We start from the raw sequence: 26,134 nt of genomic DNA, 5'->3' as shown, positions 1-26,134 counted from the left end.
CGCGATGCCGCGCCGTGCGGTCATTTCGAAAATCCCGGCGCGGCATCCGGCGACGCGATACCGCCAAGATACGAGCGCCAGACAGGCCCGTCGCGCTGCTCGGACAGTTCGCCCGGCGTCGCGGGCAGCGGTGCGCCCTTCGCGATGGGCGCCACCAGATGCGGTGTCACGATGATCACCAGCTCCTTGTCGTTCTGCTGGTAATTCAACGATTTGAAGAACGCACCGATGATCGGCAGATCGCCCAGGACCGGCACCTTGCTGATGTTCGACATCGTTTCGCGGTCGATCAGGCCGCCGATCACGAAGCTCTCGCCATCGCCCAGTTCGACCGTCGTATCCGCGCGCCGGGTCGTGATGGCCGGCACCGACACGCTGTTGATCGTCACGCCGTGCTGAAAGTCGAGCTGGCTCGATTCGGGCGCGACCTTGAGCGCGATCCGATGCTGGCTCAGCACGGTCGGCGTCAGCGTGAGACCAACGCCGTACTGCTTCCAGTCGATCGCCGTCGCGCCGAGTGCCTGCGGCACCGGCACCGGAATTTCGCCGCCCGCGAGAAAACTCGCGCTCTGCCCCGACAGCGCCACCAGCGTCGGCTGCGCAAGCACGCGGGCCAGGTTGTTCGCTTCGAGAATCGAAATATTGCCGAAAATGCCGCGGCCAGCGGAATTCACGACCAGGTTGAACGCCGACGCGATCGGAATGCCGCCCGTCGCCGCGAAGGCCGACGTCGCGCCGCCCGTCACGGACTGAAGACCGCCCGGCGAAAACGCACCGAACGCGAATCCGTTGCTCTGCTTGAAGAAGTTCAGCCCCGCTTCCTTCAGCACCGAGCGGCTGAATTCGACGACGCGCACGTCGACCTGCACGACGCTCCGGTTACCGACCGTCGACGCATCGATTACCGTGCCGTCCTTGCCGCCCATCCGCTTGCCGACGGCCACGGCCCGTTCATGCGCGTCGAGCGACGCCGAGGAGCCGGACAGGACCGCGGCTCCGCCGTATCCCTTGACCTTCGGCCCCGAACCATCCAGTGCCGCCTGAGCGGCCGCATCGACGACATTGACGTTCCACACCGTCGGCTCGTCGCGGCCCCGCTCCCACAGCAACACGTTCGTCGAACCCGGTGCCTTCGCAACCAGCAGCACGGAACCGGCATGGCTCCCCTTCATGACCAGCACGTCGACGACGGCGGGATCGCCAACCGCGATCCGTTGCAGCGTGCGGCCGGCAGCGACCTGTCGTTGCGAGCCGACCGCAAGATCAATCGACGCGTTCGTACCGGCAGCCTCCGTCAGGACACCAAAGGTCATGGCCCAGATAGCAAGCGCGTATGCAATCAGTTTGTTTGTCATTGTGTCGGGGCCGTCGCGCGGCCTTCTCTGTTCCGTAGCTGCTGTCGATGATCGTATGTTGATGTCAATAGGCAACCGTTTCGGCACGCCCGCCACGAATGACTTCGATACTGCTGCCGCTCCCCCGGGCCATCACCGGCGCGCGCGGGACAACCGGCGTGCGGGGCGTCCCGCGTGCACGCCCGCCCGACAGGTCGTCCAGCCATACGCCGCTCGCGGCCTGCGCCGACGGCGTCGCCTCCCCGCCCCCCGTACGAACCGCGACCGTCTGTGTCGCGATGTCGGTGTCGCGCGGATTGCGCAGCGCGAGCGTCAGACGACCGCTTGCCTCGGCGAGCGTGAGCGCGTCGACCTGTGCGGTCGGCACGGCGAGCACCGCGGTCCGCACCGCGCCGCTCGGTCCGCCACCGCCGTCGCGATCGGAAGTCGCATCGCCGAACGACAGCACACGGACCCTCGACAGCAGCAGGCGCGCCTGCGTAGCGGGAATCTCAGAATTCACCTGGGCGCCGCCGGATCCGTCACGCCGCAGATTCAGGAACACGTCGACAAAGTTGCCGGGACGCAGCCGGTTGCCGACCGCGTTCGATTCGTCGACCTTCACGGCGATGGCCCGCTCACCAAGCGCCACCTGGTCGGCCAGTCCGGAGGTCAACCCGCCTTCGAGCACCGGTGCTGCGGCAAGAATGTCGTTCGCCGGCACTCGACCGACAAGGGCCGTCGGATCGCTGAACCCGCCAGTCGGCATCATCGGAACCTGTGCAAGCTTCAAAGCATCGGCGGGAATCGGCTGGCCGGCCGGCAGCACGCGCGCGGCCACGACGAGCGGCACCGATTGCGCCGCGACGGTCGGCGTTGCCACAACCGGCGGATGAGCCGGCGCGCGACCAAGCGTCCATGCATAGATCCCGAGCAGAACTGCGATTGCGATCAGCAGCCCGGCGATGATCTTCGTCAAGTTGTTGGCCATGGTGAATGTCGGTGCCGTAGATTGATGTTGTTATGTTCGCGCGTGGACACCGCTGTATGCATGTGACCCGCCGTGTATGCTGCCCGGCTCATAGGATGGTTGCCGGATTGATCTGGACGGTGGCCGTGCCGGTAAGCTGCGCCGGCGTGACGAGACCCAGCAACGGCAGCGACGGAACCAGCGGATGCGCCTGGTACGGATAGGTCACCGTAACTGTCACGCAATACATCGCCGGGTCGTAGCTGCAGGCTCCTGATACCGGCGTGGGGATCTGGACATGGGCCAGCCATGAAGTGAGGCCGGCAGCCGTCGTCTTTGCCGCGCTCGCCCGGTCCGTCAGCGCCTGCGAACCCGAACCGTTGGCCTCATACACATAGTTCAGTGCCGAACGCGCGCCCTCGGTCGCCGCAAGCGTGAGGCTCTGCTGAACCGCGAAAATGAGCCCGAACGTCACGATCGCGTACAGAATCAGGAAAAACAGCGGAAATACCAGCGCGAATTCGACGGCAGTCGCTCCTCGCTCCCTCGAGCACGCGGCCGGTCGATACTGTCGTTTCATCGCCCGCTCCAGGTAACGACCAGATAGCCCAGCCAAATGGCCGCGGGAACGACGAGACACGCCGCGTACGGTGTCGAGCGCCGTCCGCCCAGCGCCATTGCCGGCAATCCGCGCACCCATAACGCGCCGAGCGGCGTGCGAGTGAGCAGCATCAATCCCAGGACGTGCACGCCGGCGGCAAGGCTGGCAATCACCCACAGCCAAAGCAATATCGGCAAACCGCACCACGCACCGAGGACCGCGAATACCTTGACGTCCGCCGCGCCCATGACGCGCATCGCAAAAAGCGGGAAGAAACTGACCAAACCGACCAGCATGCCGATCAATGCCTGCCCGGTTGAAATACCGAATGGATTTGCGTGTATCAGTGAACTGACGAGCGCAGCAGTGCCTCCGCAGATGACAAGCGAATTCCGAACGAGCCGAAATCGAATATCACCGGCAGCAACGAGAGCGGCCCAGGCAAAAAAAATGCTGGTGCTGAGGAGATGTGCCATATCGCGAACGACTGCGCATGCCGATGTAACGGCGAGCGAGCCGCGACCGCGACTCGCTCGCCCCCAACGAACCGCAATGGTCAGGGCAGCGAACTGGCAATCGTGGAGAACAGAGCCGCGATCTTCGTGCCGATGGTCGTCACGCTGGTAATGATCAAGGCTGCAATCAGACCCGCAATCAACCCATACTCGATCGCGGTCACCCCGTCTTCTTCCTTGAGGAAGCGCTTGATAAGTGCTTTCATTTTTTAATTCCTCGTGCCTGTATGTACGTGTTTTTTGGCCTTTTATACGTTGTACATCCCCGTATATCTGGCCCGTGCCCCGCGCCGTTCGTTATCTGTGTAACGACAAGCGGGTGCGCTTTCTTTATATGTCACCCCGAGGGGTGAGTATCACAATTTGATGGAAGTTAACATTCGCGATAGCGCCCCTCCTCGAACGTCGTGTACCAATCCGTACATTTCCTTACATCTGCTCCGGATTCTATATCCGTTCCTATTTAAGTTCCAACCTCTTTCAAGACGGGTCGAAAAAACTTTCCGGGAGCACCACGCATTTGTACGGCGTTTCGGTACGACTTACACATAGGATTTACGATAGGTTAGATGTGCACGCCTAATCCACCAGTAAAACAACAGACCGCCCGCGGGGCCTGCACCGGCCCTACGTTACGCCGCACGCGTAACGCCAATGTTGTGACGTTACGTTACGAAACGACCGAAACCGTTCTCATCTGACTGCTTTTAAATAATTTCAACAATCTTTCAATTTCCCCAAATTCCTTTTCCGACAAGGAATTGCGTCGTTTAAAGCCAATCGTCGAGCCGACGGCTCGCGAAATGGCACGACAGTTGCAGAGTAATCCTCGCAGCACTCAACACAACATCAGCTTCAATGCGAGGACGAAATGGACATTCAGGTTATCCCTCATGGCATGCTTCGGACGACTATGATCGCGGCCACCGTGGCAGCCATGCTTTCCCTCTCCGCGTGCGGCGGCTCGGGTTCCATCAGCAAGGGGATCAGTGGCGGCTCCGGTTCCGGCGGCAGCGACTCGATCTCCACGTCGGGCGGCGGCACCTCGGGCGGCACGTCCGGTTCGACGAGCGGCGGCACCTCGGGCAGCACCAGCGGCTCGACCAGCGGCAGCACGAGCGGTTCGACGAGCGGCAGCACCAGCGGAACGACGAGTGGAACGTCCAGCGGTACGAGCGGCACCTCGGGTGTGTCGGCGAACCCGGTAGGGAGTGTCCTCGCACAGGGCAGCAACGTCATCACGAGTCTCGGCGGAACCGCGTCGGGCCTCGGCAGCACCGTCGCGAACCAGTCGCTGCCCGGCGTCGATCCGGCCACGACGCAGGCCGCCGGCGGCATCATCCAGTACGTCGGCGGCGCGGTCACGGCGCTCGGCACCGGCGTGGGCGACGGCCTCGGCCAGCTCGGCGCGACGAAAGACCCGGTCGGCGTCACGGTCGCGAGCACGGGCGGCGTCGTCAACCAGCTCGGCGGCGCGGTCACGCAGACGGGCAACCTCGTCACGAGCCTCGGCAGCGGCCCGCTGTCGCCGCTCGCCCCCGTCACCGGCGCCGTCGGCGGCCTCGTGACGCAAGTCGGCAACGCGGTATCGAACGGTGGCACCACGCTGTCCAACGCGCTGTCGACCGGCCCGATCCAGCAGATCACGCAGACGGTCAGCTCGGCCATCACGCCGATCACGACGATGGTCGGTCAGACGACGCAGACGATCGGGACGGCCACCGGCCTCGGCGCGCCGGTCAACACGCTGCTCGGCACGATCGGCAACGGCCTGAACCAGGGCGGCGCGCTGATCGCCTCGACGGGCGGCAACCCCGTCACGACCGGCCTCGGCAACACCGTCTCGTCGACCGGCAATGCCGTGAAGGCTGTCGGCGGCCTGCTCACGGGCAGCACGGGCGGCGCGACCAACCCGCTCGCACCGCTCACCGGCCTCCTCTCGACGATCAGCGGCCCGCTCGGCGGCGCAACGGGCGGCACCAGCGGCGGACCGCTCGCTCCGATCACCGGCCTCGTGTCCACCGTCACCGGCACACTCGGCGGCGCAGCGGGCGGCACCAGCGGCGGACCGCTCGCTCCGGTCACCGGCCTCGTCTCCACCGTCACCGGCGCACTCGGCGGCGCAGCCGGCGGCACCAGCGGTGGCCCGCTTGCACCGGTCACCGGCCTCGTCTCCACCGTCACTGGTGCACTCGGTGGCGCGGCCGGCGGCACGAGCGGCGGCCCGCTCGCCCCTGTCACGGGCCTCCTCTCCACGGTCACCGGCGCGCTCGGCAGCGCAACGGGCGGTGGCAATCCAATCGCCGCTCCGGTCACCGCGGTCACCAGCACGAGCGGCGCACCGTCACTGAGCGGCACCACCGGCGCCGTCACGAACTCGGGCTCGGGTTCGAATCTGCTCGCACCGGTCACGTCGCTGATCGGCGGCCTGCTCGGCGGCACGCACGGCAAGTAATCAGACATCCATTCATCGACAAGACAGCGAGGAGTCCATCATGTCCCAGCAACGTTCCATCACGACAGTCGCGCTGCGCCAGTGGCGCATGCCCGTCACCGTATTCGCCGCTGCGTGCCTGCTGGCCGCCTGCGGCGGCAACAGCGTCAGCACGCCGCCGACCGCCAACAACGGCGGCGGCTCCAGTGGGACGAGCGGTACCAGCGGCACGAGTGGCACCAGCGGTACGCCGACCGGCACCAACGGCGTCGTCAGCACGGTCGGCCAGACCGCGACCGACCTCGGCAGCACGGTCGGCAACATCAGCGTGCCGGGCCTCGGCGACGGCGTGACGAAGGGCGTCGGCAGCACCATCTCGAGCACCGGCACGATCGTCGGCGCGGCCGCCGATGCGTTGAGCAACGGGCTGGGACAGACCGGCACGATCAAGGACCCCGTCGGCACGACGGTCGCCGGCCTCGGGAACGTCGTCGGCGCGACGAGCAACACCGTGTCCGGGCTGAGCGCGACGGTCAAGTCGCTCGGCACGGGGCAGCTCTCGCCGCTCGCCCCTGTGACGACGCCGGTCGGCACCGTGCTCGACACCGTCGCCAACGGTCTGACGGCCGCCGGCACGACGATCGGCTCGACGCTGTCGTCGGGTGCCGTGCAGCAAGTGACGCAACCGCTCAGCTCCGCAATCACGCCGCTGGTGATCACCGCGGGTCAGGTCACGCAACAGGTCGGCACGACCACGGGCCTCGGACAACCGGTTTCGGGCCTGCTCGGCCAGGTCGGCGGCGCGATCAGCTCGGCGGGCAAGCAAGTGGGTAGCACGTCGAATCAACCGCTCGTCGGCGACGTCGGCCAGCTCGTCACCGCGGTCGGCAACACCGTGACCAACGCGGGCGGTCTCGTGAATCCGAACGGCCCGAACGGCGCGGCACCGATCCCCGGCCTGATCACGAGCCTCGTCGGCGGCTCGACCACGACCGTTCAGAACGGCTCGTCGTCGGGTTCCAGCTCGACGAACCCGCTCGGCGGCCTGCTGTCCGGCCTCGGCTCGACGCCGCTCGGTTCGCTCACGGGCGCGGTCGGCGGCGCGACGGGTGGCGCAGGCGGGGCAAACCCTCTCGCGCCGGTCACCGGTTTGCTGAATACTGTCACCGGAGCAGTGGGTGGTGCGGCGGGATCCGGGGCTTCGTCGAATCCGCTCGCGCCGGTCACGTCGCTCGTCGGCGGGGTGTCGGGGACGGCCTCGTCGGGCGGCTCGACGGGCCTGCTGGCGCCGGTAACGGGGCTGCTGGGCACGCTGGGTAGCGTCGGCAAGTAAGGAGGACGGTCGCGCCTTTGCAGCCGGAGCAGGAGGCGCGGCCGTACAAAACAAACCGGCCATGCGGCACGCGGCGCGCGACACTCCGATGTCGCGCCCGCATTAGAACGAAGACGAAAAGAAAGGCCTACGAGGAAGAACAATGAAATCCAGATTCGATACATGGATGATGCTGCTCGCCATCGCAGCAGCAGGCACGGCACAGGCACAGACGCGCGCAGCAGGCAACCCCCTCGACTCCCTCCCCCAGATCAACGCGCCGAAGAAAGGCCCGAGCGTCACCGTGCAGGTCGCGCCGCAGGCACCGCAGTTGCAGGAGCTGCTGTCGCGGCACGTGACACCGACAACGTTCCAGGTCGAAGGCGTGAAGTCGGTGCCGTTCGACGAAATCTCGCGTCGCTTCACGCCCCTCGTCGGCAAGGACATCACGATCGGCGAGCTGATCGAAACCGCCAACGGCGTGACCAGGCTGTACCAGGATCGCGGCTATGCGCTGTCGTTCGCGTTCATTCCCGCGCAGACGTTCGAGAACGGCGTCGTGCGCGTCACGGTCGTCGAAGGCTACGTGTCGGACGTCAAGGTCACCGGCAAGCCCGGCGCGATGGAATCGAAGATCCGCGCGATCGCCGCGCACATCACGGCCGATCGCCCGCTGCGCCGCGCGACGTTCGAACGCTACGTGAACACCTTCGGCCTCCTGCCCGGCGTCACGGTGAAGGCCAACGTGCCGCCGCCGCAAACGACCGACGGCGCGACGACGCTCGAACTCGCCGTCGACCGCAAGGCATTCAACATCAGCACCGGCATCGATTTCAATCACCCGGGCGTCCAGGGGCTCATCACCGCGACGGAGAACGGCCTCACGTCGTTCGGCGAGCAATTGAGCATTTCCGCGCTGGTGCCGCCCGGACGCGACAAGCAGACCTACGTCGCATTCAGCGGCGCGGTGCCGGTCGGCAGCAGCGGCCTGGTCACGCGACTCGACGCCAGCACGTATCGCGGCAAGCCGACCGACAACCCGGGCCTGCCGTCGACCGTCGAGCGCACGGTCAAGAACGAGAAGCTCGGTCTTTCGGCATCCTATCCGTTGCTGCTGAACAACCAGCGCAGCCTGCTCGGCACCGTGTCGGGCTATGCGTCGCACAACGAAGACCGCTACCAGAACACGATCACCGGCAACAGCATCGACACGCGCTCGCAGGTCCGCGTGCTGCAGATGCAGCTCGACTACACGAGCGTGTCGGCCAAGCAGGTTCAGAAACTCAGCGTCAACGTCGCGAAGGGCTTCAACATTCTCGGCGCGTCGAAATCGCAGGACATCACGCTCGGCTCGAACACGACGTCGGTGGACAGCCCGATTTCGCTGACGTTCGTGCGCACCGGCGCGACCTTCACGCAAACCAACGAATGGCCGTTCAAGATCGGCACGTCGGTGTCGCTGACCGGCCAGTACAGCCCCGATTCGCTGCCGACGTCCGAACAGATCTCGTTCGGTTCGACGCGCTATGCGCTCGGCTACCAGCCCGGCGAAACGTCGGGCGACTCGGGTTGGGGGATGTCGCTGGAGGTCAATCGCGCCTTCACGCCGGGCTGGACGTACATGAAGTCGATCACGCCGTACATCGCTTATGACAGGGCACGTGTGTACCTGCATACGGGCACGCCGTCGCCGAGCCGCTTGTCGTCGGTCGGTATCGGCGTACGATTTTCGGACAGCCGCTACTACAGTCTCGACCTGAATATCGCGAAGCCGGTGGGCGATGCACCGGTCGAAAGCGCATCGCGCAGCCCGCGCGTGAATGCCGCATTCTCGTATCAGTTGAACTGATCGGTCACCAGACAGCTCGCGTCTCGCGGGCTGTTTGGATTAGAGCCCCCTCTATCAAACGCAGCGCGCCGTTTCACGTATTCTGGGAAAGCTCGCAACATGCCACGCCCCATGCAGGCGGTCGTGCGGGCGAATCGAACACGACATGAAACAAGGAGGAAGACGATGATTCAACTGACCCGCCCGTTGCGCGCACTGACCGTCGCAAGTGCACTGCTCGCTTGCGCCGCCCCCACCTACGCGCAGGCCGACAACCCCGTCGGCATGTGGCAGACGATCGACGACAACACGCATCAGCCGAAGGCACTCGTGCAGATCGCCGAAGACGGCGACGGTACGCTGTCGGGCAAGGTCGTCAAGGGCCTCGGCGCCAACGACACGCCCGATCGCCGCTGCACCGCGTGCACGGACGAGCGCAAGGATCAGCTCATCAAAGGCATGACGATCATCAAGGCGATGAAGAAGGACGGCGGCCACTGGGACGGCGGCAACATTCTCGACCCGGAAAACGGCAAGGTCTACAAGTGCAAGATGTCGCTGGAAGACGGCGGCCAGAAGCTCGTCGTGCGCGGCTACATCGGCGTATCGCTGCTCGGCCGGTCGCAGACCTGGGTTCGCGCACAATAACGCGACGCGCGTCGATACGCGCGGCGCAATGAAAAATCGGCCTGCGACGTAGTCAGGCCGATTTTGTTTGGGTGCGTGCGTGAATGAAACCGGGCGACATCACGCTGCGTGCTTCAGCGCATCCGACGCATAGCTGCCCGGTGCACGATATACCGGCGCCGCGGCACCCCGCGCCTCTGCCGCCTTCGATTGCGTGTGCTTGCGCATCCGCGTGGACAGTTCGTTGCACAGATTCACGCCTGCGTCGCCATACAGCTCGCGCATCACCTGCATCAACGTGCCGGTCTCGTGCCAGACCTTGAAGCGGCGATGGCATGTCTGGTATGAAGGGTAACGACGCGGCATCGCGGACCAGGTCGCGCCGCTATAGATGACCCACAGAACGCCGTTCAGAACGGCGCGCGTGTTGGCCAACGGCCGGCCGCGCAACTCGGTGCGCGGCTGCATTTCAGGAAGAAGCGGCACGACGCAGTGCCACTGGTGGTCGGTCAGATCGCGATACGGTGTCATGGATATCTCCAGCCTTAGGAACCATGACACAACGATATCGGCCGACCTCAACGATGAACATAAGACAAGTCCGAAAATACCCGATGATCGCGATGATTTGACCGGAATTGACGTTTAAAGCCCGTCATTTATCGAAAACTGCGCTCAGGTCAGCGAAGTATCGACGATGCGACGCGGCGTTTCGATGTATTCCTTCGACTGCATCTCGACGATCCGCGACACCGTGCGCGCGAACTCGTTCGCCATCGGCCCTTCGACGTACAACTGCTCCGCCGGCACCGCCGCCGACATCAGCAGCTTGACCTTGTGGTCGTACAGCACGTCGATGAGCCACGTGAAGCGCCGCGCCTCCGATGCCATGCGCGGCGACATCTGCGGCACTTCGGACAGCACGATCGCGTGAAAACGGCTCGCCAGCTCGAGATAGTCGTTCTGCGAACGCGGGCCGCCGCAGAGCGTCGCGAAATCGAACCAGACGACCCCATCGGCCTTGCGCAACGCCTTCAGCTCGCGCTTCTCGATGTGCAGGATCGGGCTTTCGTCGGGCACCGCGGCGAGCTTCGCGAATGCATGACGCAGTTCGCGATCGGCGTCCGCGCCGAGCGGCGTGTGATACATCCGCACCTGCGCGAGCGTGCGCTGGCGATAGTCGACGCCCGCGTCGACGTTCAGCACGTCGAGCTTTTCCTTGATCAGCGCGATCGCCGGCAGCATGCGGTCGCGATGCAGGCCATCGGGATACAGGTCGTCGGGATCGTAATTGGACGTCATCACGAACTGCACGCCGTTGTTGAACAGGCGATCGAGCAGCCGGTACAGGATCATCGCGTCCGCGATGTCCGACACGTGGAATTCGTCGAAGCAGATCAGCCGGTAGCGCTTCGCGATGCGTCGCGCGAGTTCGTCGAGCGGATCGGCCTGCCCTTTCAGCTCCTCGAGTTCGCGGTGCACTTCGCGCATGAATTCGTGGAAGTGCAGGCGTGTCTTACGCTGCACGGGCACCACCGCGTAGAAGCTGTCCATCAGGAAGCTCTTGCCGCGGCCGACGCCGCCCCACATGTAGACACCACGCGGCAGGTCCGGATGATTGATGAGCTTCTTGAACGCGTTCGAGCGGCGCGCCTTGTAGTCGACCCACTCGTCGAAGCAGTGCTGCAGGCGATCGACGGCCGCGCGCTGGGCGGGATCGGACTGATAGCCGCGCGTGGTCAATTCGCGCGTGTAGTATTCGGTGACGTTCATCGGGCAAACCGGAAAAAACGAAGGCGAGCGGGAAACTCCCGCCCGCCTTCGTCATGAGACGGCCGCACCGGCCAAGGGCCGGCCGCCGCTATACCGCACTCAGCTGTTCAGCGAGCGCTTGTCGACGGCGAGCGCCGCTTCGCGCATCACTTCCGACATCGACGGGTGCGGATGGCAGATGCGTGCGATGTCTTCCGACGCCGCCTTGAACTCCATCGCCACCACGGCTTCGGCGATCAGGTCCGACGCGTTCGCCGCGATCACGTGCACGCCGAGCAGTTCGTCGGTCTTCGCGTCCGCGATCATCTTCACGAAACCGTCCGGCGCGTTCATGCCGAGCGCGCGACCGTTGATCGAGAACGGGAACTTGCCCGACTTGATCTCGCGGCCTTCGGCCTTCAACTGCTGCTCCGTCTTGCCGACCCATGCAATTTCCGGGTACGTGTAGATCACCCACGGAATGCAGTTGTAGTCGATGTGCGGCTTCTGGCCGTCGATCACTTCCGCGACCAGCACGCCTTCGTCCTCCGCCTTGTGCGCGAGCATCGGGCCGCGCACCACGTCGCCGATCGCGTAGACGTTCGGCACGGCCGTACGGCAGTGGTCGTCCACGTCGATGAAGCCGCGCTCGTTCGCCTTCAGGCCGATTGCCTCGAGGCCGAGGTTGTCGGTGTTCGGCACGCGGCCGACCGACACGATCAGGCGGTCGGCGTCGAGCGTCTGCGCGTTGCCGTCCTTGTCCGTGTAAGCGATCGACACGCCGTTCGCGGTCGTCTTCACGTCACCGATCTTCACGCCGAGATGGATGTCGAGGCCTTGCTTCTTGAACAGCTTGGCCGCTTCCTTCGCGAGCGCTTCGTCGGCCGCGCCGAGGAACGCCGGCAGCGCTTCGAGCACCGTCACTTCGGCACCCAGGCGACGCCACACCGAGCCGAGCTCGAGGCCGATCACGCCTGCGCCGATCACGGCAAGCTTCTTCGGCACCGAGTCGAACGTCAGCGCACCTTCGTTGTCCGACACGATCTTGTTGTCGACCGGCACGTTCGGCAGGTGACGCGCCTTCGAGCCCGTCGCGATGATCACGTTCTTCGCGGTGACGACTTCGGTGTCACCTTCGCCGCTCACTTCGATCTGCACGCCGGCGTCGGTCTTGCCGGTGAACTTGCCATGGCCCTTCAGCCAGGTGATCTTGTTCTTCTTGAACAGGAACTCGATCCCGCTCGTCATCTTCTCGACGATCGCATCCTTGCGGCCGAGCATCTTCGCGACGTCGATCTTCACGCCGTCGACCGTGATGCCGTGGTCGGCCAGGTGATGCGACGTGTTCTCGAACTCTTCCGACGACGCGAGCAGCGCCTTCGACGGAATGCAGCCGACGTTCAGGCAGGTGCCGCCGAGCTTCAGCGCGCCGGCCGGGTTCTTCCACTTCTCGATACAGGCAACGGTCTTGCCGAGCTGCGCGGCGCGAATCGCGGCGATGTAGCCACCGGGGCCGGCGCCGATCACGACGACGTCAAATTCCTTGGACATGACAATCCTTTCTACTTGTACGTCCGCACGCTCGCGCGGTGGCGCGAGCGTGCGGAGCGGGTCAATGCAGTGAGACTCGGCTTACAGATCGAGCAGCAGGCGTGCCGGATCTTCCAGCGCATCCTTCATCGCGACGAGCGACAGCACGGCTTCGCGGCCGTCGATGATCCGGTGGTCATACGACAGCGCCAGGTAGTTGATCGGACGGATCACGATCTGGCCGTTTTCGACAACCGGGCGCTCCTTCGTCGCATGCACGCCGAGGATGGCCGACTGCGGCGGGTTGATGATCGGGGTCGACAGCATCGAGCCGAACACACCGCCGTTCGAGATCGAGAACGTACCGCCCGTCATTTCCTCGATCGACAGCTTGCCGTCCTTCGCCTTCTGACCGAATTCGGCAATCTTCTTCTCGATCTCGGCGAGGCTCAGTTGATCCGCATTGCGCAGGATCGGCACGACCAGGCCACGCGGCGAACCGACCGCGATACCGATGTCGAAGTAGCCGTGATAGACGATGTCGTTACCGTCGATCGACGCGTTCACCAGCGGGAACTTCTTCAGCGCGTGCACGGCCGCCTTCACGAAGAACGACATGAAGCCGAGCTTCACGCCATGTTCCTTCTCGAACTTGTCCTTGTATTTGTTACGCAGCTCCATGACCGGAGCCATGTTCACTTCGTTGAACGTCGTCAGGATCGCGTTGGTCTGCTGCGACTCGAGCAGGCGCTCGGCGATACGCGCACGCAGGCGCGACATCGGCACGCGCTGTTCCGGACGGTCGTTCAGCCACGTCGCTGCCGACGCCGGCACCTTCACTTCCGGCAGTGCCGGCTTCGCAGCGGCGGTCTTCGCCGGTGCGGCGGCCGGAGCGGCCTTCGGTGCGCTGCCAGCTGCGAGCGCGTCGCCCTTCGTGACGCGGCCGTCGCGGCCCGAACCTGCGACGTCGCCTGCCGACAGGCCCTTCTCGGCCAGCAGCTTCGATGCGGCCGGCGATGCAGCAGCCGAGCTCGATGCGACGGCGGCAGCCGGCTGGGCTGCCGGTGCGGCTGCGGCAGGTGCTGCTGCCGGCTTCACTTCGGCGGCACCTGCCGCGGCTTCGGCGGCACCTGCCTTCGCTTCGGTGTCGATCGTCGCGATGATCTGGTCGGCAACGACCGTGTCACCGTCGTTCTGCAGCACTTGCGCGAGCACGCCCGCGGCCGGTGCCGGCACTTCGAGCACGACCTTGTCGGTCTCGAGTTCGATCAGGATTTCGTCCTGCGCGACTGCTTCGCCCGGCTTCTTCTTCCACTGCAGCATGGTGGCTTCCGACACCGACTCCGAAAGCTGGGGGACTTTGACTTCTACGATAGCCATGTGATTTTCCTGGATGCTTAATCTGGGTAATGACGAGGTTCGTGCGATTCCTTCGGCCGGAGCGGCGCGCGACGCGCCCGGCGGGCCAAAAGAGACGGGAAAGCGCCGCGCGCCTTCCCGTTTCGCTTCCGTCGGTTATTTCGCGATCGATGCGCTCTTCAGGCGGCCGAACGCACCTTCGATCAGTGCCTTCTGCTGCTCGTAGTGCTTCGCGTAGTAGCCAACCGCCGGCGAGGCCGAAGCCGGACGGCCGCTGTATGCCAGCTTCTGTCCTTCCTTCATGCCTTCCTTCAGGTGGTGCTCGACGTAGAACCAGGGGCCCTGGTTCTGCGGCTCGTCCTGCACCCAGACCACTTCAGTCGCGTTCTCGTACTTCTTCATTTCGGCTTCGAACTGCTTGTGCGCGAACGGATACAGCTGCTCGATACGGATGATCGCGACGTCGTTCGCCTTCGCTTCGCGGCGATGTGCGACGAGGTCGTAATACACGCGGCCCGAGCATGCCAGCACGCGCTTGACCTTCTTCGCGTCGATGCCGCCGTCGGTTTCGCCCAGCACCGGCTGGAACGAACCCTTCGCGAGTTCCGACAGATCCGACACCGCTTCCTTGTGGCGCAGCAGCGACTTCGGCGTGGCGACGATCAGCGGCTTGCGGAACAGGCGGATCATCTGGCGACGCAGCAGGTGGAAAATCTGCGCCGGCGTCGTCGGCTGAACGACCTGCATGTTGTGATCGGCACACAGTTGCAGGAAACGCTCGATACGGGTCGACGAGTGTTCCGGACCCTGGCCTTCGTAGCCGTGCGGCAGCAGCATCGTGAGACCCGACACGCGGCCCCACTTCACTTCGCCCGACGAAATGAACTGGTCGATCACGACCTGCGCACCGTTGACGAAGTCGCCGAACTGGGCTTCCCACAGCACGAGCGTGTTCGGCTCGGCGGTCGAGTAACCGTATTCGAAGCCCAGCACCGCTTCTTCCGACAGCACCGAGTCGATCACCGTGAACTTCGCCTGACCTTCGGCAATGTTCTGCAGCGGCACGTACGTGCCGTCGTTCCAGCGCTCGCGGTTCTGGTCGTGCAGCACCGCGTGACGGTGCGTGAACGTACCGCGGCCCGAGTCCTGGCCCGTCAGGCGCACCGAGTAGCCCGATGCGACGAGCGACGCGAATGCGAGGTGTTCGCCCATGCCCCAGTCGAGCGGCTGGTCGCCGCGCGCCATGTTGCGGCGGTCGTTGATCACGCGCTCGACGAGCGGGTGAACCTTGAAGTTTTCCGGGACCGTCGTGATGCGTTCGCCGAGGCGCTTCAGTTCGGCGAGCGGCACGGCCGTATCGGCTGCATCCGTCCACTTGCGGTTCAGGAACGGAACCCAGTCGACCGCGTACTTGCTCTTGTAGTTCGACAGGACCGGATCGACGGTGTGGTGGCCGTCGTCCATCGCCTTGCGGTACGCCTTCACGTAGTTGTCGGCGTCTTCCGCGGTGATCACGCCCTGCTGCACGAGCTTCTCGGCGTACAGCGCACGGGTGCCCGGGTGCTGCGCGATCTTCTTGTACATCAGCGGCTGCGTGACCGCCGGCGTGTCCTGCTCGTTGTGACCCAGCTTGCGGAAGCAGACGATGTCGATCACGACATCCTTGTGGAACTGCATCCGGTAGTCGATCGCGATCTGGATCGCGAGCACGACGGCTTCGGGATCATCGCCGTTCACGTGCAGCACCGGCGCCTCGATCATCTTGACCACGTCGGTACAGTACAGCGTCGAGCGCGCGTCGCGCGGGTCGGACGTCGTGAAGCCGATCTGGTTGTTGATGACGATGTGCAGCGTGCCGTGCGTGCCGTAACCGCGCGTCTGCGCGAGGTTCAGCGTTTCCATCACGACGCCCTGGCCGGCGAAGGCCGCGTCGCCGTGGATCTGCACCGGCAGCACCTGCAGGCCGTCTTCGTCGCCGCGACGGTCCATCCGCGCCTTCGCGGAACCTTCGACCACCGGGTTCACGATTTCGAGGTGCGACGGGTTGAACGCGAGTGACAGGTGGACCGGGCCGCCTTCGGTCGACACGTCCGACGAGAAGCCCTTGTGATACTTCACGTCGCCGGCCGGCAGGTCGTCGACGTGCTTGCCTTCGAATTCGGCGAACAGGTCGGCCGGCATCTTGCCCAGCGTGTTGACCAGCACGTTCAGACGCCCACGGTGCGCCATGCCGATGATGATTTCCTGCACGCCGCTCTTGCCTGCGTGCTGGACGACTTCGTCCATCGCCGCGATGAAGCTTTCGCCGCCTTCGAGCGAGAAGCGCTTCTGGCCGACGTACTTGGTGTGCAGATAGCGCTCGAGGCCTTCCGCTGCCGTCAGGCGATTCAGGATGTGCTTCTTCTTGTCGGCCGAGAAGGCCGGCGTCGCGCGGGTCGATTCCAGGCGCTCCTGCCACCAGCGCTTCTGCTCCGGATCGCTGATGTACATGTACTCGGCGCCGATCGTGCCGCAGTACGTGTCACGCAAGCCCTTGACGATGTCGCGCAGCGAAGCCTGGTCGAAACCGAAATACAGGTTGCTTGCGCTGTAGGTCTGGTCGAGGTCGCCTTCGGAGAAGTCGTAGAACGCGGGTTCGAGCTCGGGAATGGCGGGACGTTCGCGACGCTTCAGCGGATCCAGATTGGCCCATTGCGAGCCGAGGAAGCGATATGCGCTGATGAGGGACTGGACGTGCACCTGCTTGCGCGCGGTCGCCAGATTGCTGGTGCTTTCGCGCGGGATGAAGGCATTGGCCTTCGCACGCTCGGCGAACGATTCGACGATCGGAAAATGAGCGACGTCATTGGCGGTCGAGCCGTCGGTTGCAGGCACGTTCTGCAGCGCGTCGAAATACTCTCGCCAGTTCTCCGGCACCGATGCCGGATTGTTGAGGTATGCATCGTACAGTTCTTCAACGTACGAAGCATTGCCGCCGAACAGATAGGAGTTCAGCTGAAACTGCTTCATTACATCTGACATTTTACGCTCACCTTTCTTCGAGCTTCTCGAGAAATAGCGGGTTACTCAACCTTCCGCGACACGGCCTGACCGTTTAGCGGATTGCGAATCAAGTCTTGCTTGGAAGGACCTAAAACTTGCGTGCGCGCAGCATATCACAGAACCGATATCGAAGTTCACGGCGAGAGGCGCCCGGAAGCACCGTACGACGGGGTTTTGACCGATTGCCACGACACTGGGGAACAGTGTTTTGCAACCGCTCCGGTTGCACCGCGCGCGGATGCGAAAAAGGCCGCCCGCAGGCTAATGCCGTTCAGTTAAGCGACTGAACGGCATTTTTGTTTTTGGGAGGAGTGGTTGTAAACGGTGCGCAGAGGTGTTAACTTCTGGCGCGATGCTTTCCAGCCACCTCACCTATCTAAGTGCAGCCCAACAGCCCACGCCGGACCTGAGCCGGCTGGCGGAACATTTGCCGCAAGAATGGATCGAGCATGCGATCGAGGCGACGGGCACCGCGAGTATCCGCCGTCGGCGCTTGCCGGCCGAACAAGTGGTTTGGCTGGTGATTGCCTTGGCCATGTACCGGCACTGGTCGATCAATGAGGTACTCGACAGTCTCGATCTGGCGCTGCCCAACGAGGTCGTCCCCTTCGTCAGCAAGAGTGCCGTGGCGCAGGCGCGCCAGCGTATTGGCGAAGCGCCGCTGGCGTGGCTGTTCGAACGGACAGCCTGGGCGTGGACCACGCAGGACGCGGCACGCCATGCATTCAAGGGATTGAGTCTATGGGCGATGGACGGCACCACGCTGCGCACGGCCGACAGCCCGGCCAATCGTGAGCACTTTGGCGCGCAACGCTATGCCAGCGGCAAGGTCGCCAGTTACCCGCAGGTGCGGGCCGTGACGCTGACTGCCATTCCGACGCATCTGGTGGCCGATATCAACTTCGGCGCTTATGGCACCAACGAAATGGTGTACGCCCAGGATCTGCTGCCGCAGATACCGGACAATTCACTGACGGTATTCGACAAGGGCTTTCTGGCCGCTCGGATCTTGTGCGGCCTGACGATGAATGGGCACAACCGCCACTTCCTGATTCCGGCCAAATCCCATACCCGATGGGACGTGATCGACGGCACGCCGGACGATGCGACAGTACGCATGCGCGTGTCCCCGCAGGCGCGCAAACAATCTCCCGAACTGCCGGAGTTCTGGCAGGTCCGTGCGATTCGCACCATCGATGCGCGCGGGCGCGAACGCGTGCTGCTGACCTCGCTGGATGATCGCCAACGCTTCAAACCGGCCGATATCGTCGCCTGCTATGGGCGCCGCTGGCAAATCGAAACCAGCTACCGAGAATTGAAGCAGTCGATGCTCGGTGCGGAGCTGAGCTTGCGTAGCCGGACCGTCGAAGGGGTCTATCAGGAGATCTGGGGCGCATTGATTGCCTACAATCTGATTCGCCGCGAGATGGCCACTGCCGCATGGCAGGCGAAACTCGATCCGACCGACATCAGCTTCGTACGGGCATTGCACGTCTTTCAGCACGAAATGATGTGGGCTGCCGTCACCCCGGCCTTCGGCAAGATACCGGCGTGGCTCGACCGCCTGCACGCTCGCCTTGCGTTCGAGACCGTGGAAAAACAACGGGGGCGTGAATGCCCCCGTGTGGTTAAAGCTCGCCCCAAGCGTTACGCCGTTCGGCACATCACTGTCCCTTAACTGAACGGCATTACCGCCCGCAGGCAGCCTTTTTCGTCATGCACGGGAACGATCGATGCTTAGTCGACCGCGCCTTCGCGGCTCGCGCGGCGACGCTCGTGCTCCTTCAGGAAGCGCTTGCGCAGGCGGATCGACTGCGGCGTCACTTCGACGAGCTCGTCGTCGTCGATGAATTCGACCGCGTATTCGAGCGACATCTGGACCGGCGGCACGAGACGCACGGCTTCGTCGGTACCCGACGCACGCACGTTGGTCAGCTGCTTGCCCTTGATCGGGTTCACGACGAGGTCGTTGTCGCGGCTGTGGATGCCGATGATCATGCCCTCATACAGCGCGTCGCCCGGCTTCACGAACATGCGGCCGCGATCCTGCAGCTTCCACAGTGCGTATGCCACTGCCGCGCCGTCGTCTTGCGAGATCAGCACGCCGTTGCGGCGCTCGAAGACCGAGCCGTCCTTGACCGGTGCGTACGAGTCGAAGATGTGGCTCATCAGGCCCGTGCCGCGCGTGAGCGTCAGGAATTCGCTCTGGAAGCCGATCAGGCCACGCGCCGAGATCTTGTATTCCAGACGCGTGCGGCCGCGGCCGTCCGACGCCATGTCGAGCATTTCGCCCTTGCGGCGGCCAAGCTCTTCCATCACGCCGCCCTGGTGCTCGTCTTCGACGTCGACGGTCAGCAACTCGTACGGCTCGTGGCGCACGCCGTCGATTTCCTGCATCACGACGCGCGGACGCGACACGGCCAGCTCATAGCCTTCACGGCGCATGTTTTCGACGAGAATCGTCAGGTGCAGTTCGCCGCGGCCCGACACTTCGAACACCGTTTCGTCGCCCGTGTCCTTCACGCGCAGCGCGACGTTGTGGTTCAGTTCCTTCATCAGGCGATCGCGGATCTGGCGGCTCGTGACGAACTTGCCTTCGCGACCGGCCAGCGGCGACGAGTTGACCAGGAAGTTCATCGTCAGCGTCGGCTCGTCGACGGTGATCATCGGCAGCGCTTCCGGCGTATCCACCGCGCAGATCGTCGCGCCGATGCCGACATCTTCAATACCGTTGATCAGCACGATGTCGCCTGCTTCGGCGGAGTCGACCTGCACGCGCTCGAGGCCCGTGAACGACAGCACCTGGTTGATCTTGCGGTTCAGCACATCGCCTTCCGGGCCGAAGCGCATCGCGACCGGCTGACCCGGCTTGATGCGGCCGCGCGTGATGCGGCCGACGCCGATCCGGCCGACGTACGTCGAATAGTCGAGCGACGTGATCTGCAGCTGCAGCGGCGCGTCCGGATCGGCCGGACGGACCGGCACGTGCTGGAGGACCGCCTCGAACAGCGGGCGCATGTCGCCCTCGCGCGCGGCCGGGTCGAGCGACGCATAGCCGTTCAGGCCCGATGCGTAGACGATCGGGAAGTCAAGCTGCTCTTCGGTCGCGCCCAGCTTGTCGAACAGGTCGAAGGTCTGGTTGATGACCCAGTCGATCCGCGCACCCGGACGATCGATCTTGTTGACGATGACGATCGGCTTCAGGCCGAGCGCGAGCGCCTTCTTCGTGACGAAGCGGGTCTGCGGCATCGGGCCTTCGACCGCGTCGACCAGCAGCAGCACCGAGTCGACCATCGACAGCACGCGCTCCACTTCGCCGCCGAAGTCCGCGTGCCCCGGCGTGTCGACGATGTTGATGTGCGTGCCTTCGTATTCGACCGCGCAGTTCTTCGCGAGAATCGTGATCCCGCGCTCTTTTTCGATGTCGTTCGAGTCCATCACCCGTTCGGCAATCTGCTGGTTCTCGCGGAAGGTGCCGGACTGGCGGAGCAGTTGGTCGACGAGCGTGGTCTTGCCGTGGTCGACGTGGGCGATGATGGCGATATTGCGAAGGGCGCGGGTCATAGAAACCTGGAAATCGTTGAACGCGCAAACGCGCACGCTCGTCAGTCCGTGGGACACGTGCGCGCGCGTTGCAGCTTGGAAACCACAAATTATAGCACGTGAGCGTGGCGGGAGCCGGAGTGTTCGTTGCAGCGCAACAAACCACCGGCGCTGCGGCTGCCCGCTCCGGATCGACGAGCCCGGCGGTACACCGAAGACCCTGACAGCGACAAGGGGATTGGGGGGCGCGGAGCGCGCCCTCGCCCGTTCGATTAACATTTGCCGCGGCAAGCAATTGTGCCTATACTGCTGCCTAGTCAACTATTGCAGCCTCAGGGTTTTATGTCGGATTCTCCTTCCCAACCGCCTGTTTCGCCACTGTCCTCGTATCAGATGAACGACAGCGTCGGTTATCTGATGTCGCGCGTGAAATCGGTGATGACCAACCTCGTCACGCAACGCACGCAGGAAGAGCTCGGCATCACCGGCACGCAGGCGAGCATGCTGTTCATGATCGCGGTCGGCAAGTGCTCGACGGCCGCCGAACTCGCGCGGGAATACGGGATCGACGCGAGCGCGGTCACGCGCCTGCTCGATCGCGTCGAGAAGCGCGGGCTGCTGTCCCGCGTGCGCAGCATCGAGGATCGGCGGGTCGTTCGGCTCGAGCTGACCGACGAAGGCCGGGCGCTTGCCGAGCGGCTGCCGCCGGTGTTCCGCAGCGTGCTCGACGAGCTGCTCGGCGGATTTACGCCGGAAGAAGTCGGGTTCCTCAAGAGCATGCTGCGCCGCATTCTCAGCAACTATTGCGAGAACGCCGGCGGTGGCACCCCGCAATAGTTGCCATAACAATTAATTTTGACAGATTAATGTAAGGAAATCCTTGCAGTGTCCATCATTCATTCCGAGTCAGGGAACAGCGCGATGAAAACCACCCCGTTGTCCGTGCGCGCCAAGTCGTGCCGCGCCGCCGTCGCCGCTGCAGTTGCCGCGCTGGCGCTGGCGGGCTGCGCAAACTACATCGGCATCAAGAGCGACAAGCAGATCGCTCCCGCGTCGCAATTCGACACCGCCCAGAGCCTGCCGGCCCAGGGCGGCCAGTGGCCGGCGCTCGACTGGGCCAACCAGTTCGGCGATCCGCAGCTGCCGAAGCTGATCGACGAGGCGCTCGAGGGCAGCCCGTCGATCGCGCAGGCGCAGGCGCGCATCGCGAAAGCATCGTCGTACATCGAATCGTCGCGCTCGAACCTGATGCCGAAGGCCGAAGCCAGCTACTCGTGGACGCGCGAGCTGTATTCGTCGAACGCGCTGTTCCCGCCGCCGTACGGCGGCCAGTGGTACAGCGAGAACAACGCGCTCGCGAGCGCGTCGTGGGATCTCGACCTGTGGGGCAAGAATCGCGAGCGCCTGCACACGGCCGTGTCGCAGGAAAAGGCCGCCGAAGCCGACATGCAGCAGGCGCGCATCACGCTCGCGGCGTCGGTCGCCCGCACCTACAACTCGCTCGCGCAACTGTATGCGCTGCGCGACATCGCGCAACGCGAGATCACCAACCGCCAGACGGTCGGCAAGATCACCGACGGCCGCGTGTCGGCCGGCCTCGACACCAACGTCGAACGCCAGACCGCGCGAGGCAATATCGCGACGACCCAGGCGTCGCTGTCCGACCTCGACGGCCAGATCACGACCGTGCGCTACCAGCTCGCCGCGCTGCTCGGCAAGGGTCCGGACCGCGGGCTGCAGATCGCCGCGCCGGTGATGAGCCCGGCCGGCGACGTCGCGCTGCCGGGCAACCTGCCGGCCGACCTCGTGTCGCGCCGCCCCGACATCGTCGCCGCGCGCTGGCAGGTCGAGGCCGCGATGCACGACGTGAAGGAAGCGAAGGCCGAGTTCTTCCCGGACGTGAACCTCGCGGCCGGCTTCGGCTTCGATGCGTTCGGGTGGGGCAAATTCCTGAATTTCGCGAGCCGCCAGGCGCAATTCGGCCCGGCCATCCACCTGCCGATTTTCGATGCCGGCGCGTTGCGCGCGCAGCTCAAGGGCCGTTATGCGGACTTCGACCTGTCGGTCGCGAACTACAACCAGACGCTGATCAACGCGCTGAACGACGTCGCGACGCAGGTCGCGTCGATCCGCGCGGTCGATCGCCAGATGGACGACGCGCAGCGTGCGCTCGACGCGTCGACGCGTGCGTACGACCTCGCCGTGATCCGCTACAAGGCCGGCCTGTCGCCCCAGCTCCAGGTGCTGACCGCGGACAGCAACCGCCTCGCATCGGAACAGACGGTGACCAACCTGAAGATGCGCCGGCGCGACATGCAGCTCGCGCTGATCAAGGCGCTCGGCGGCGGGTTCGACGCGACCGGCACGCGCCTCGCCGCGCCCGACGCAGACAAGCCGACGAAACAGGCCGCCAACTGATCCGGCGCCACCACTACGCAGACACTCGAAATAACGGACGGAGAAAATCGCCATGAGCGACCCTCAACAAAACGCCGCCAGCGCACAGCCGCAGAACAACGGGAAGCGCAAACGGATGATGACGCTGCTGATCGCGGTCATCGTGATCGCGGCCATCGCGTACGGCCTGTACTACTTCCTCGTCGCGCGCTTCCATGAAGAGACCGACGACGCGTACGTAAACGGCAACGTCGTGCAGATCACGCCGCAGATCACGGGTACCGTGATCGCCGTGAAGGCCGACGATACGCAGACGGTCAAGGCCGGCGACCCGCTGGTCGTGCTCGATCCGGCCGACTCGCAGGTCGCGCTGCAGCAGGCCGAGGCCAACCTCGCGCAGACGGTGCGCCAGGTGCGCGGCCTGTTCGTCAACGACGATCAATACCGTGCGCAAGTCGCGCTGCGCCAGTCCGACCTGTCGAAGGCGCAGGACGACCTGCGCCGCCGCGTGGCCGTCGCGCAGACGGGCGCCGTGTCGCAGGAAGAAATCTCCCACGCACGCGACGCGGTGCGCGCCGCCCAGGCGTCGGTCGACGCGGCGCAACAGCAGCTCGCATCGAACCGCGCGCTGACGGCGAACACGACGATCGCGTCGCACCCGAACGTGATGGCTGCTGCGGCGAAGGTGCGCGACGCGTACCTCGCGAACGCGCGTAACGTGCTGCCCGCGCCGGTCACCGGCTATGTCGCGAAGCGCTCGGTGCAGGTCGGCCAGCGCGTGTCGCCGGGCAACCCGCTGATGTCGGTCGTGCCGCTGAATGCGGTGTGGGTCGACGCGAACTTCAAGGAAGTCCAGCTCAAGCACATGCGCATCGGACAGCCGGTCGAGCTGACGGCCGACATCTACGGCTCGTCGGCGGTCTACCACGGCAAGGTCGTCGGCTTCTCGGCCGGGACGGGCTCGGCGTTCTCGCTGCTGCCGGCGCAGAACGCGACGGGCAACTGGATCAAGGTCGTGCAACGCCTGCCGGTGCGTATCGAGATCGATCCGAAGGAGCTCGAGAAGCACCCGCTGCGCATCGGCCTGTCGATGCAGGTCGACGTCAACATCAAGGACGAGCGCGGCGACCAGCTCGCCAACGCGCAGAACACCGTCTACGAGACCAATGTGTTCGCGAAGTACGGCGATGAAGCCGACGCCGAAATCGCACGCATCATCGCCGAGAACGCGGGCGGCAACGCGCCGGCACCGGCCGCCGCGAAGGCGAGCGGCGCCGCCAAGATGATGTAACGACTCCGACTCCGGAAAAACTACCGACATGGCACAGGCTCCAGTCTCCCACCCGCCCCTGCAGGGCGGGCAACTCGTGCTCGGGACGATCGCGGTATCGCTCGCGGTGTTCATGAACGTGCTCGACACGTCCATCGCGAACGTCGCGATCCCGACCATCTCGGGCGACCTCGGCGTATCGTCCGACCAGGGTACGTGGGTCATCACGTCGTTCGCGGTCGCGAACGCGATCTCCGTGCCGCTGACGGGCTGGCTGACCGATCGCTTCGGACAGGTTCGCCTGTTCCTCGCGTCGATCATCCTGTTCGTCATCTCGTCGTGGATGTGCGGGCTGGCGCCGAGCCTGCCGTTCCTGCTCGCGTCGCGCGTGCTCCAGGGCGCGGTAGCGGGCCCGATGATTCCGCTGTCGCAATCGCTGCTGCTGTCGAGCTACCCGCGCGCGAAGGCGCCGATGGCGCTCGCGCTGTGGTCGATGACGACGCTGATCGCACCGGTCGCCGGCCCGATCCTCGGCGGCTGGATCTCCGACAACTATTCGTGGCCGTGGATTTTCTACGTGAACATCCCGGTCGGCATCGCCGCCGCGCTGGCCACGTGGTCGATCTATCGCACGCGCGAATCGACGGTGCGCCGCGCGCCGATCGACGGCGTCGGCCTCGCGCTGCTCGTGCTTTGGGTCGGTTCGCTGCAGATCATGCTCGACAAGGGCAAGGATCTCGACTGGTTCGCGTCGACGACGATCATCGCGCTCGCGCTGATCGCGGTCATTTCGTTCGCGTTCTTCGTGATCTGGGAGCTGACCGCCGAACATCCGGTCGTCGACCTGTCGCTGTTCCGGATGCGCAATTTCACGGGCGGCACGATCGCGCTCGCGGTCGGCTACGGGCTCTACTTCGGCAACCTCGTGCTGCTGCCGCTGTGGCTGCAGACGCAGATCGGCTACACGGCCACCGATGCGGGTCTCGTGATGGCGCCCGTCGGGCTGTTCGCGATCCTGCTGTCGCCGCTGACCGGCAAGTTCCTGCCGCGCACGGACCCGCGCTACATCGCGACCGCCGCATTCCTGACGTTCGCGCTGTGCTTCTGGATGCGCTCGCGCTATACGACCGGCGTCGACGAGTGGTCACTGACGCTGCCGACGCTCGTGCAAGGCATTGCGATGGCCGGCTTCTTCATCCCGCTCGTGTCGATCACGCTGTCCGGCCTGCCCGGCCATCGCATTCCTGCCGCATCCGGCCTGTCGAACTTCGTGCGGATCATGTGCGGCGGCATCGGCACGTCGATCTTCCAGACCGCGTGGGATCACCGGAACAACTTCCACCACGCTCAACTGGTCGAGCAGGCGAACCCGTACAACCCGACGTTCAACCAGGCCGTCACGCAGATGGGCAACCTGGGGCTGACACAGAACCAGGCGCACGGCCTCATCAACAACATGGCCACGCAGCAGGCCGCGCAACTGGGCGTGAACGATCTGTTCTATATCTCGGCGGCGATCTTCGTGCTGCTGATCGGACTGATCTGGATCACGAAGCCCGAGCGCGCGGGCGGCGGCGATGCGGGCGCGGCGGCGTCGGCTGCGCACTGAACATTGAGCAC

At 64.7% G+C, this 26,134-nt stretch carries 20 protein-coding genes; 9 read left to right on the top strand and 11 right to left on the bottom strand.

Annotated elements, in window-relative coordinates:
* Positions 1–20: 20 nt before the first annotated feature.
* From FFI87_RS07660 to FFI87_RS07640, 5 genes are all read right to left on the bottom strand, one after another.
* Positions 21–1,355: a type II and III secretion system protein family protein gene (locus tag FFI87_RS07660; protein WP_138847808.1), complete on the bottom strand. Its 1,335-nt coding sequence runs from the start codon at positions 1,353–1,355 to the stop codon at positions 21–23.
* A gap of 64 nt (positions 1,356–1,419) precedes the next feature.
* Entirely contained in the window at positions 1,420–2,325 is a 906-nt protein-coding gene (cpaB, locus tag FFI87_RS07655; RefSeq protein ID WP_138847809.1) for a Flp pilus assembly protein CpaB, read from the bottom strand.
* An 88-nt stretch (positions 2,326–2,413) separates the two neighbouring features.
* Positions 2,414–2,884, bottom strand: a complete 471-nt coding sequence (locus FFI87_RS07650; RefSeq protein WP_011656704.1) for a TadE/TadG family type IV pilus assembly protein — start codon at positions 2,882–2,884, stop codon at positions 2,414–2,416.
* Positions 2,881–3,381, bottom strand: a complete 501-nt coding sequence (locus FFI87_RS07645; RefSeq protein WP_043174773.1) for a prepilin peptidase — start codon at positions 3,379–3,381, stop codon at positions 2,881–2,883. The genes FFI87_RS07650 and FFI87_RS07645 overlap by 4 nt, the downstream gene beginning before the upstream one ends.
* Before the next feature lie 80 nt (positions 3,382–3,461).
* Positions 3,462–3,626, bottom strand: a complete 165-nt coding sequence (locus FFI87_RS07640; protein ID WP_011656702.1) for a Flp family type IVb pilin — start codon at positions 3,624–3,626, stop codon at positions 3,462–3,464.
* A 665-nt stretch (positions 3,627–4,291) separates the two neighbouring features.
* On the opposite strand from FFI87_RS07640, the gene FFI87_RS07630 reads away from it, so the two are divergent.
* From FFI87_RS07630 to FFI87_RS07615, 4 genes are all read left to right on the top strand, one after another.
* Entirely contained in the window at positions 4,292–5,875 is a 1,584-nt protein-coding gene (locus FFI87_RS07630) for a collagen-like triple helix repeat-containing protein (RefSeq protein WP_138847810.1), read from the top strand.
* A gap of 40 nt (positions 5,876–5,915) precedes the next feature.
* The gene (locus tag FFI87_RS07625) at positions 5,916–7,187 is read left to right on the top strand and encodes a collagen-like triple helix repeat-containing protein (protein ID WP_138847811.1); all 1,272 of its coding nucleotides are present in this window, start codon (positions 5,916–5,918) and stop codon (positions 7,185–7,187) included.
* Between the two features lie 142 nt (positions 7,188–7,329).
* A complete protein-coding gene (locus tag FFI87_RS07620; RefSeq protein ID WP_012363752.1) occupies positions 7,330–9,015 on the top strand; it encodes a ShlB/FhaC/HecB family hemolysin secretion/activation protein in 1,686 nt (561 codons plus the stop codon).
* Between the two features lie 165 nt (positions 9,016–9,180).
* Entirely contained in the window at positions 9,181–9,642 is a 462-nt protein-coding gene (locus tag FFI87_RS07615; RefSeq protein WP_138847812.1) for a DUF2147 domain-containing protein, read from the top strand.
* Between the two features lie 99 nt (positions 9,643–9,741).
* On the opposite strand, the gene FFI87_RS07610 is transcribed toward FFI87_RS07615, so the two are convergent.
* From FFI87_RS07610 to FFI87_RS07590, 5 genes are all read right to left on the bottom strand, one after another.
* Entirely contained in the window at positions 9,742–10,152 is a 411-nt protein-coding gene (locus FFI87_RS07610; protein ID WP_138847813.1) for a transposase, read from the bottom strand.
* 144 nt (positions 10,153–10,296) lie between these two features.
* Complete coding sequence (gene zapE, locus FFI87_RS07605; RefSeq protein ID WP_006752278.1) at positions 10,297–11,394, bottom strand: cell division protein ZapE; 1,098 nt, start codon at positions 11,392–11,394, stop codon at positions 10,297–10,299.
* 99 nt (positions 11,395–11,493) lie between these two features.
* Positions 11,494–12,924, bottom strand: coding sequence for a dihydrolipoyl dehydrogenase (gene lpdA / locus FFI87_RS07600; protein ID WP_012363748.1), 1,431 nt, complete (start codon positions 12,922–12,924; stop codon positions 11,494–11,496).
* 81 nt (positions 12,925–13,005) lie between these two features.
* Positions 13,006–14,283 carry a 2-oxoglutarate dehydrogenase complex dihydrolipoyllysine-residue succinyltransferase gene (gene odhB / locus FFI87_RS07595; protein WP_011656695.1) on the bottom strand — a complete coding sequence of 426 codons (1,278 nt, stop codon included), beginning with the start codon at positions 14,281–14,283 and terminating at the stop codon, positions 13,006–13,008.
* 135 nt (positions 14,284–14,418) lie between these two features.
* On the bottom strand, positions 14,419–17,283 hold the full coding sequence (locus FFI87_RS07590; protein ID WP_012363747.1) for a 2-oxoglutarate dehydrogenase E1 component: 2,865 nt from the start codon (positions 17,281–17,283) through the stop codon (positions 14,419–14,421).
* A 373-nt stretch (positions 17,284–17,656) separates the two neighbouring features.
* Between FFI87_RS07590 and FFI87_RS07585 the strand changes: the two genes are divergently transcribed.
* Positions 17,657–18,982: an IS4 family transposase gene (locus FFI87_RS07585; RefSeq protein WP_138847259.1), complete on the top strand. Its 1,326-nt coding sequence runs from the start codon at positions 17,657–17,659 to the stop codon at positions 18,980–18,982.
* 59 nt (positions 18,983–19,041) lie between these two features.
* Here FFI87_RS07585 and typA read toward each other — a convergent pair whose 3' ends face one another.
* Positions 19,042–20,868, bottom strand: a complete 1,827-nt coding sequence (gene typA, locus FFI87_RS07580; protein WP_006752282.1) for a translational GTPase TypA — start codon at positions 20,866–20,868, stop codon at positions 19,042–19,044.
* A gap of 321 nt (positions 20,869–21,189) precedes the next feature.
* Here typA and FFI87_RS07575 point away from each other — a divergent pair, with 321 nt between their 5' ends.
* The 4 genes from FFI87_RS07575 to FFI87_RS07560 all read left to right on the top strand — a co-directional run bounded on the left by FFI87_RS07575 (position 21,190) and on the right by FFI87_RS07560 (position 26,123).
* Complete coding sequence (locus FFI87_RS07575; protein ID WP_138847814.1) at positions 21,190–21,684, top strand: MarR family winged helix-turn-helix transcriptional regulator; 495 nt, start codon at positions 21,190–21,192, stop codon at positions 21,682–21,684.
* An 84-nt stretch (positions 21,685–21,768) separates the two neighbouring features.
* Complete coding sequence (locus FFI87_RS07570; RefSeq protein WP_138847815.1) at positions 21,769–23,265, top strand: efflux transporter outer membrane subunit; 1,497 nt, start codon at positions 21,769–21,771, stop codon at positions 23,263–23,265.
* Between the two features lie 52 nt (positions 23,266–23,317).
* Positions 23,318–24,535 carry an efflux RND transporter periplasmic adaptor subunit gene (locus tag FFI87_RS07565; protein ID WP_012363744.1) on the top strand — a complete coding sequence of 406 codons (1,218 nt, stop codon included), beginning with the start codon at positions 23,318–23,320 and terminating at the stop codon, positions 24,533–24,535.
* Positions 24,536–24,563: 28 nt separating this feature from the next.
* Positions 24,564–26,123: a DHA2 family efflux MFS transporter permease subunit gene (locus tag FFI87_RS07560; RefSeq protein WP_012363743.1), complete on the top strand. Its 1,560-nt coding sequence runs from the start codon at positions 24,564–24,566 to the stop codon at positions 26,121–26,123.
* Positions 26,124–26,134: the final 11 nt, after the last annotated feature.

The organism is Burkholderia sp. KBS0801 (assembly GCF_005937855.2).
Classification (GTDB): domain Bacteria; phylum Pseudomonadota; class Gammaproteobacteria; order Burkholderiales; family Burkholderiaceae; genus Burkholderia; species Burkholderia ambifaria.
Note: the sequence above shows the minus strand (reverse complement) of the source record. Positions and strands in the feature narration are given on the sequence as shown.

Excerpts from the sequence above, each read along its gene's own strand:
- FFI87_RS07565 (WP_012363744.1), top strand. The coding sequence starts at position 23,318 with ATGAGCGACCCTCAACAAAACGCCGCCAGCGCACAGCCGCAGAACAAC.
- FFI87_RS07585 (WP_138847259.1), top strand. The coding sequence starts at position 17,657 with ATGCTTTCCAGCCACCTCACCTATCTAAGTGCAGCCCAACAGCCCACG.
- typA (WP_006752282.1), bottom strand. The coding sequence starts at position 20,868 with ATGACCCGCGCCCTTCGCAATATCGCCATCATCGCCCACGTCGACCAC.
- FFI87_RS07625 (WP_138847811.1), top strand. The coding sequence starts at position 5,916 with ATGTCCCAGCAACGTTCCATCACGACAGTCGCGCTGCGCCAGTGGCGC.
- FFI87_RS07610 (WP_138847813.1), bottom strand. The coding sequence starts at position 10,152 with ATGACACCGTATCGCGATCTGACCGACCACCAGTGGCACTGCGTCGTG.
- cpaB (WP_138847809.1), bottom strand. The coding sequence starts at position 2,325 with ATGGCCAACAACTTGACGAAGATCATCGCCGGGCTGCTGATCGCAATC.
- FFI87_RS07570 (WP_138847815.1), top strand. The coding sequence starts at position 21,769 with ATGAAAACCACCCCGTTGTCCGTGCGCGCCAAGTCGTGCCGCGCCGCC.
- odhB (WP_011656695.1), bottom strand. The coding sequence starts at position 14,283 with ATGGCTATCGTAGAAGTCAAAGTCCCCCAGCTTTCGGAGTCGGTGTCG.
- FFI87_RS07645 (WP_043174773.1), bottom strand. The coding sequence starts at position 3,381 with ATGGCACATCTCCTCAGCACCAGCATTTTTTTTGCCTGGGCCGCTCTC.
- FFI87_RS07590 (WP_012363747.1), bottom strand. The coding sequence starts at position 17,283 with ATGTCAGATGTAATGAAGCAGTTTCAGCTGAACTCCTATCTGTTCGGC.
- FFI87_RS07630 (WP_138847810.1), top strand. The coding sequence starts at position 4,292 with ATGGACATTCAGGTTATCCCTCATGGCATGCTTCGGACGACTATGATC.
- FFI87_RS07660 (WP_138847808.1), bottom strand. The coding sequence starts at position 1,355 with ATGACAAACAAACTGATTGCATACGCGCTTGCTATCTGGGCCATGACC.
- FFI87_RS07575 (WP_138847814.1), top strand. The coding sequence starts at position 21,190 with ATGTCGGATTCTCCTTCCCAACCGCCTGTTTCGCCACTGTCCTCGTAT.
- FFI87_RS07560 (WP_012363743.1), top strand. The coding sequence starts at position 24,564 with ATGGCACAGGCTCCAGTCTCCCACCCGCCCCTGCAGGGCGGGCAACTC.
- FFI87_RS07650 (WP_011656704.1), bottom strand. The coding sequence starts at position 2,884 with ATGAAACGACAGTATCGACCGGCCGCGTGCTCGAGGGAGCGAGGAGCG.
- FFI87_RS07620 (WP_012363752.1), top strand. The coding sequence starts at position 7,330 with ATGAAATCCAGATTCGATACATGGATGATGCTGCTCGCCATCGCAGCA.
- zapE (WP_006752278.1), bottom strand. The coding sequence starts at position 11,394 with ATGAACGTCACCGAATACTACACGCGCGAATTGACCACGCGCGGCTAT.
- lpdA (WP_012363748.1), bottom strand. The coding sequence starts at position 12,924 with ATGTCCAAGGAATTTGACGTCGTCGTGATCGGCGCCGGCCCCGGTGGC.
- FFI87_RS07615 (WP_138847812.1), top strand. The coding sequence starts at position 9,181 with ATGATTCAACTGACCCGCCCGTTGCGCGCACTGACCGTCGCAAGTGCA.
- FFI87_RS07640 (WP_011656702.1), bottom strand. The coding sequence starts at position 3,626 with ATGAAAGCACTTATCAAGCGCTTCCTCAAGGAAGAAGACGGGGTGACC.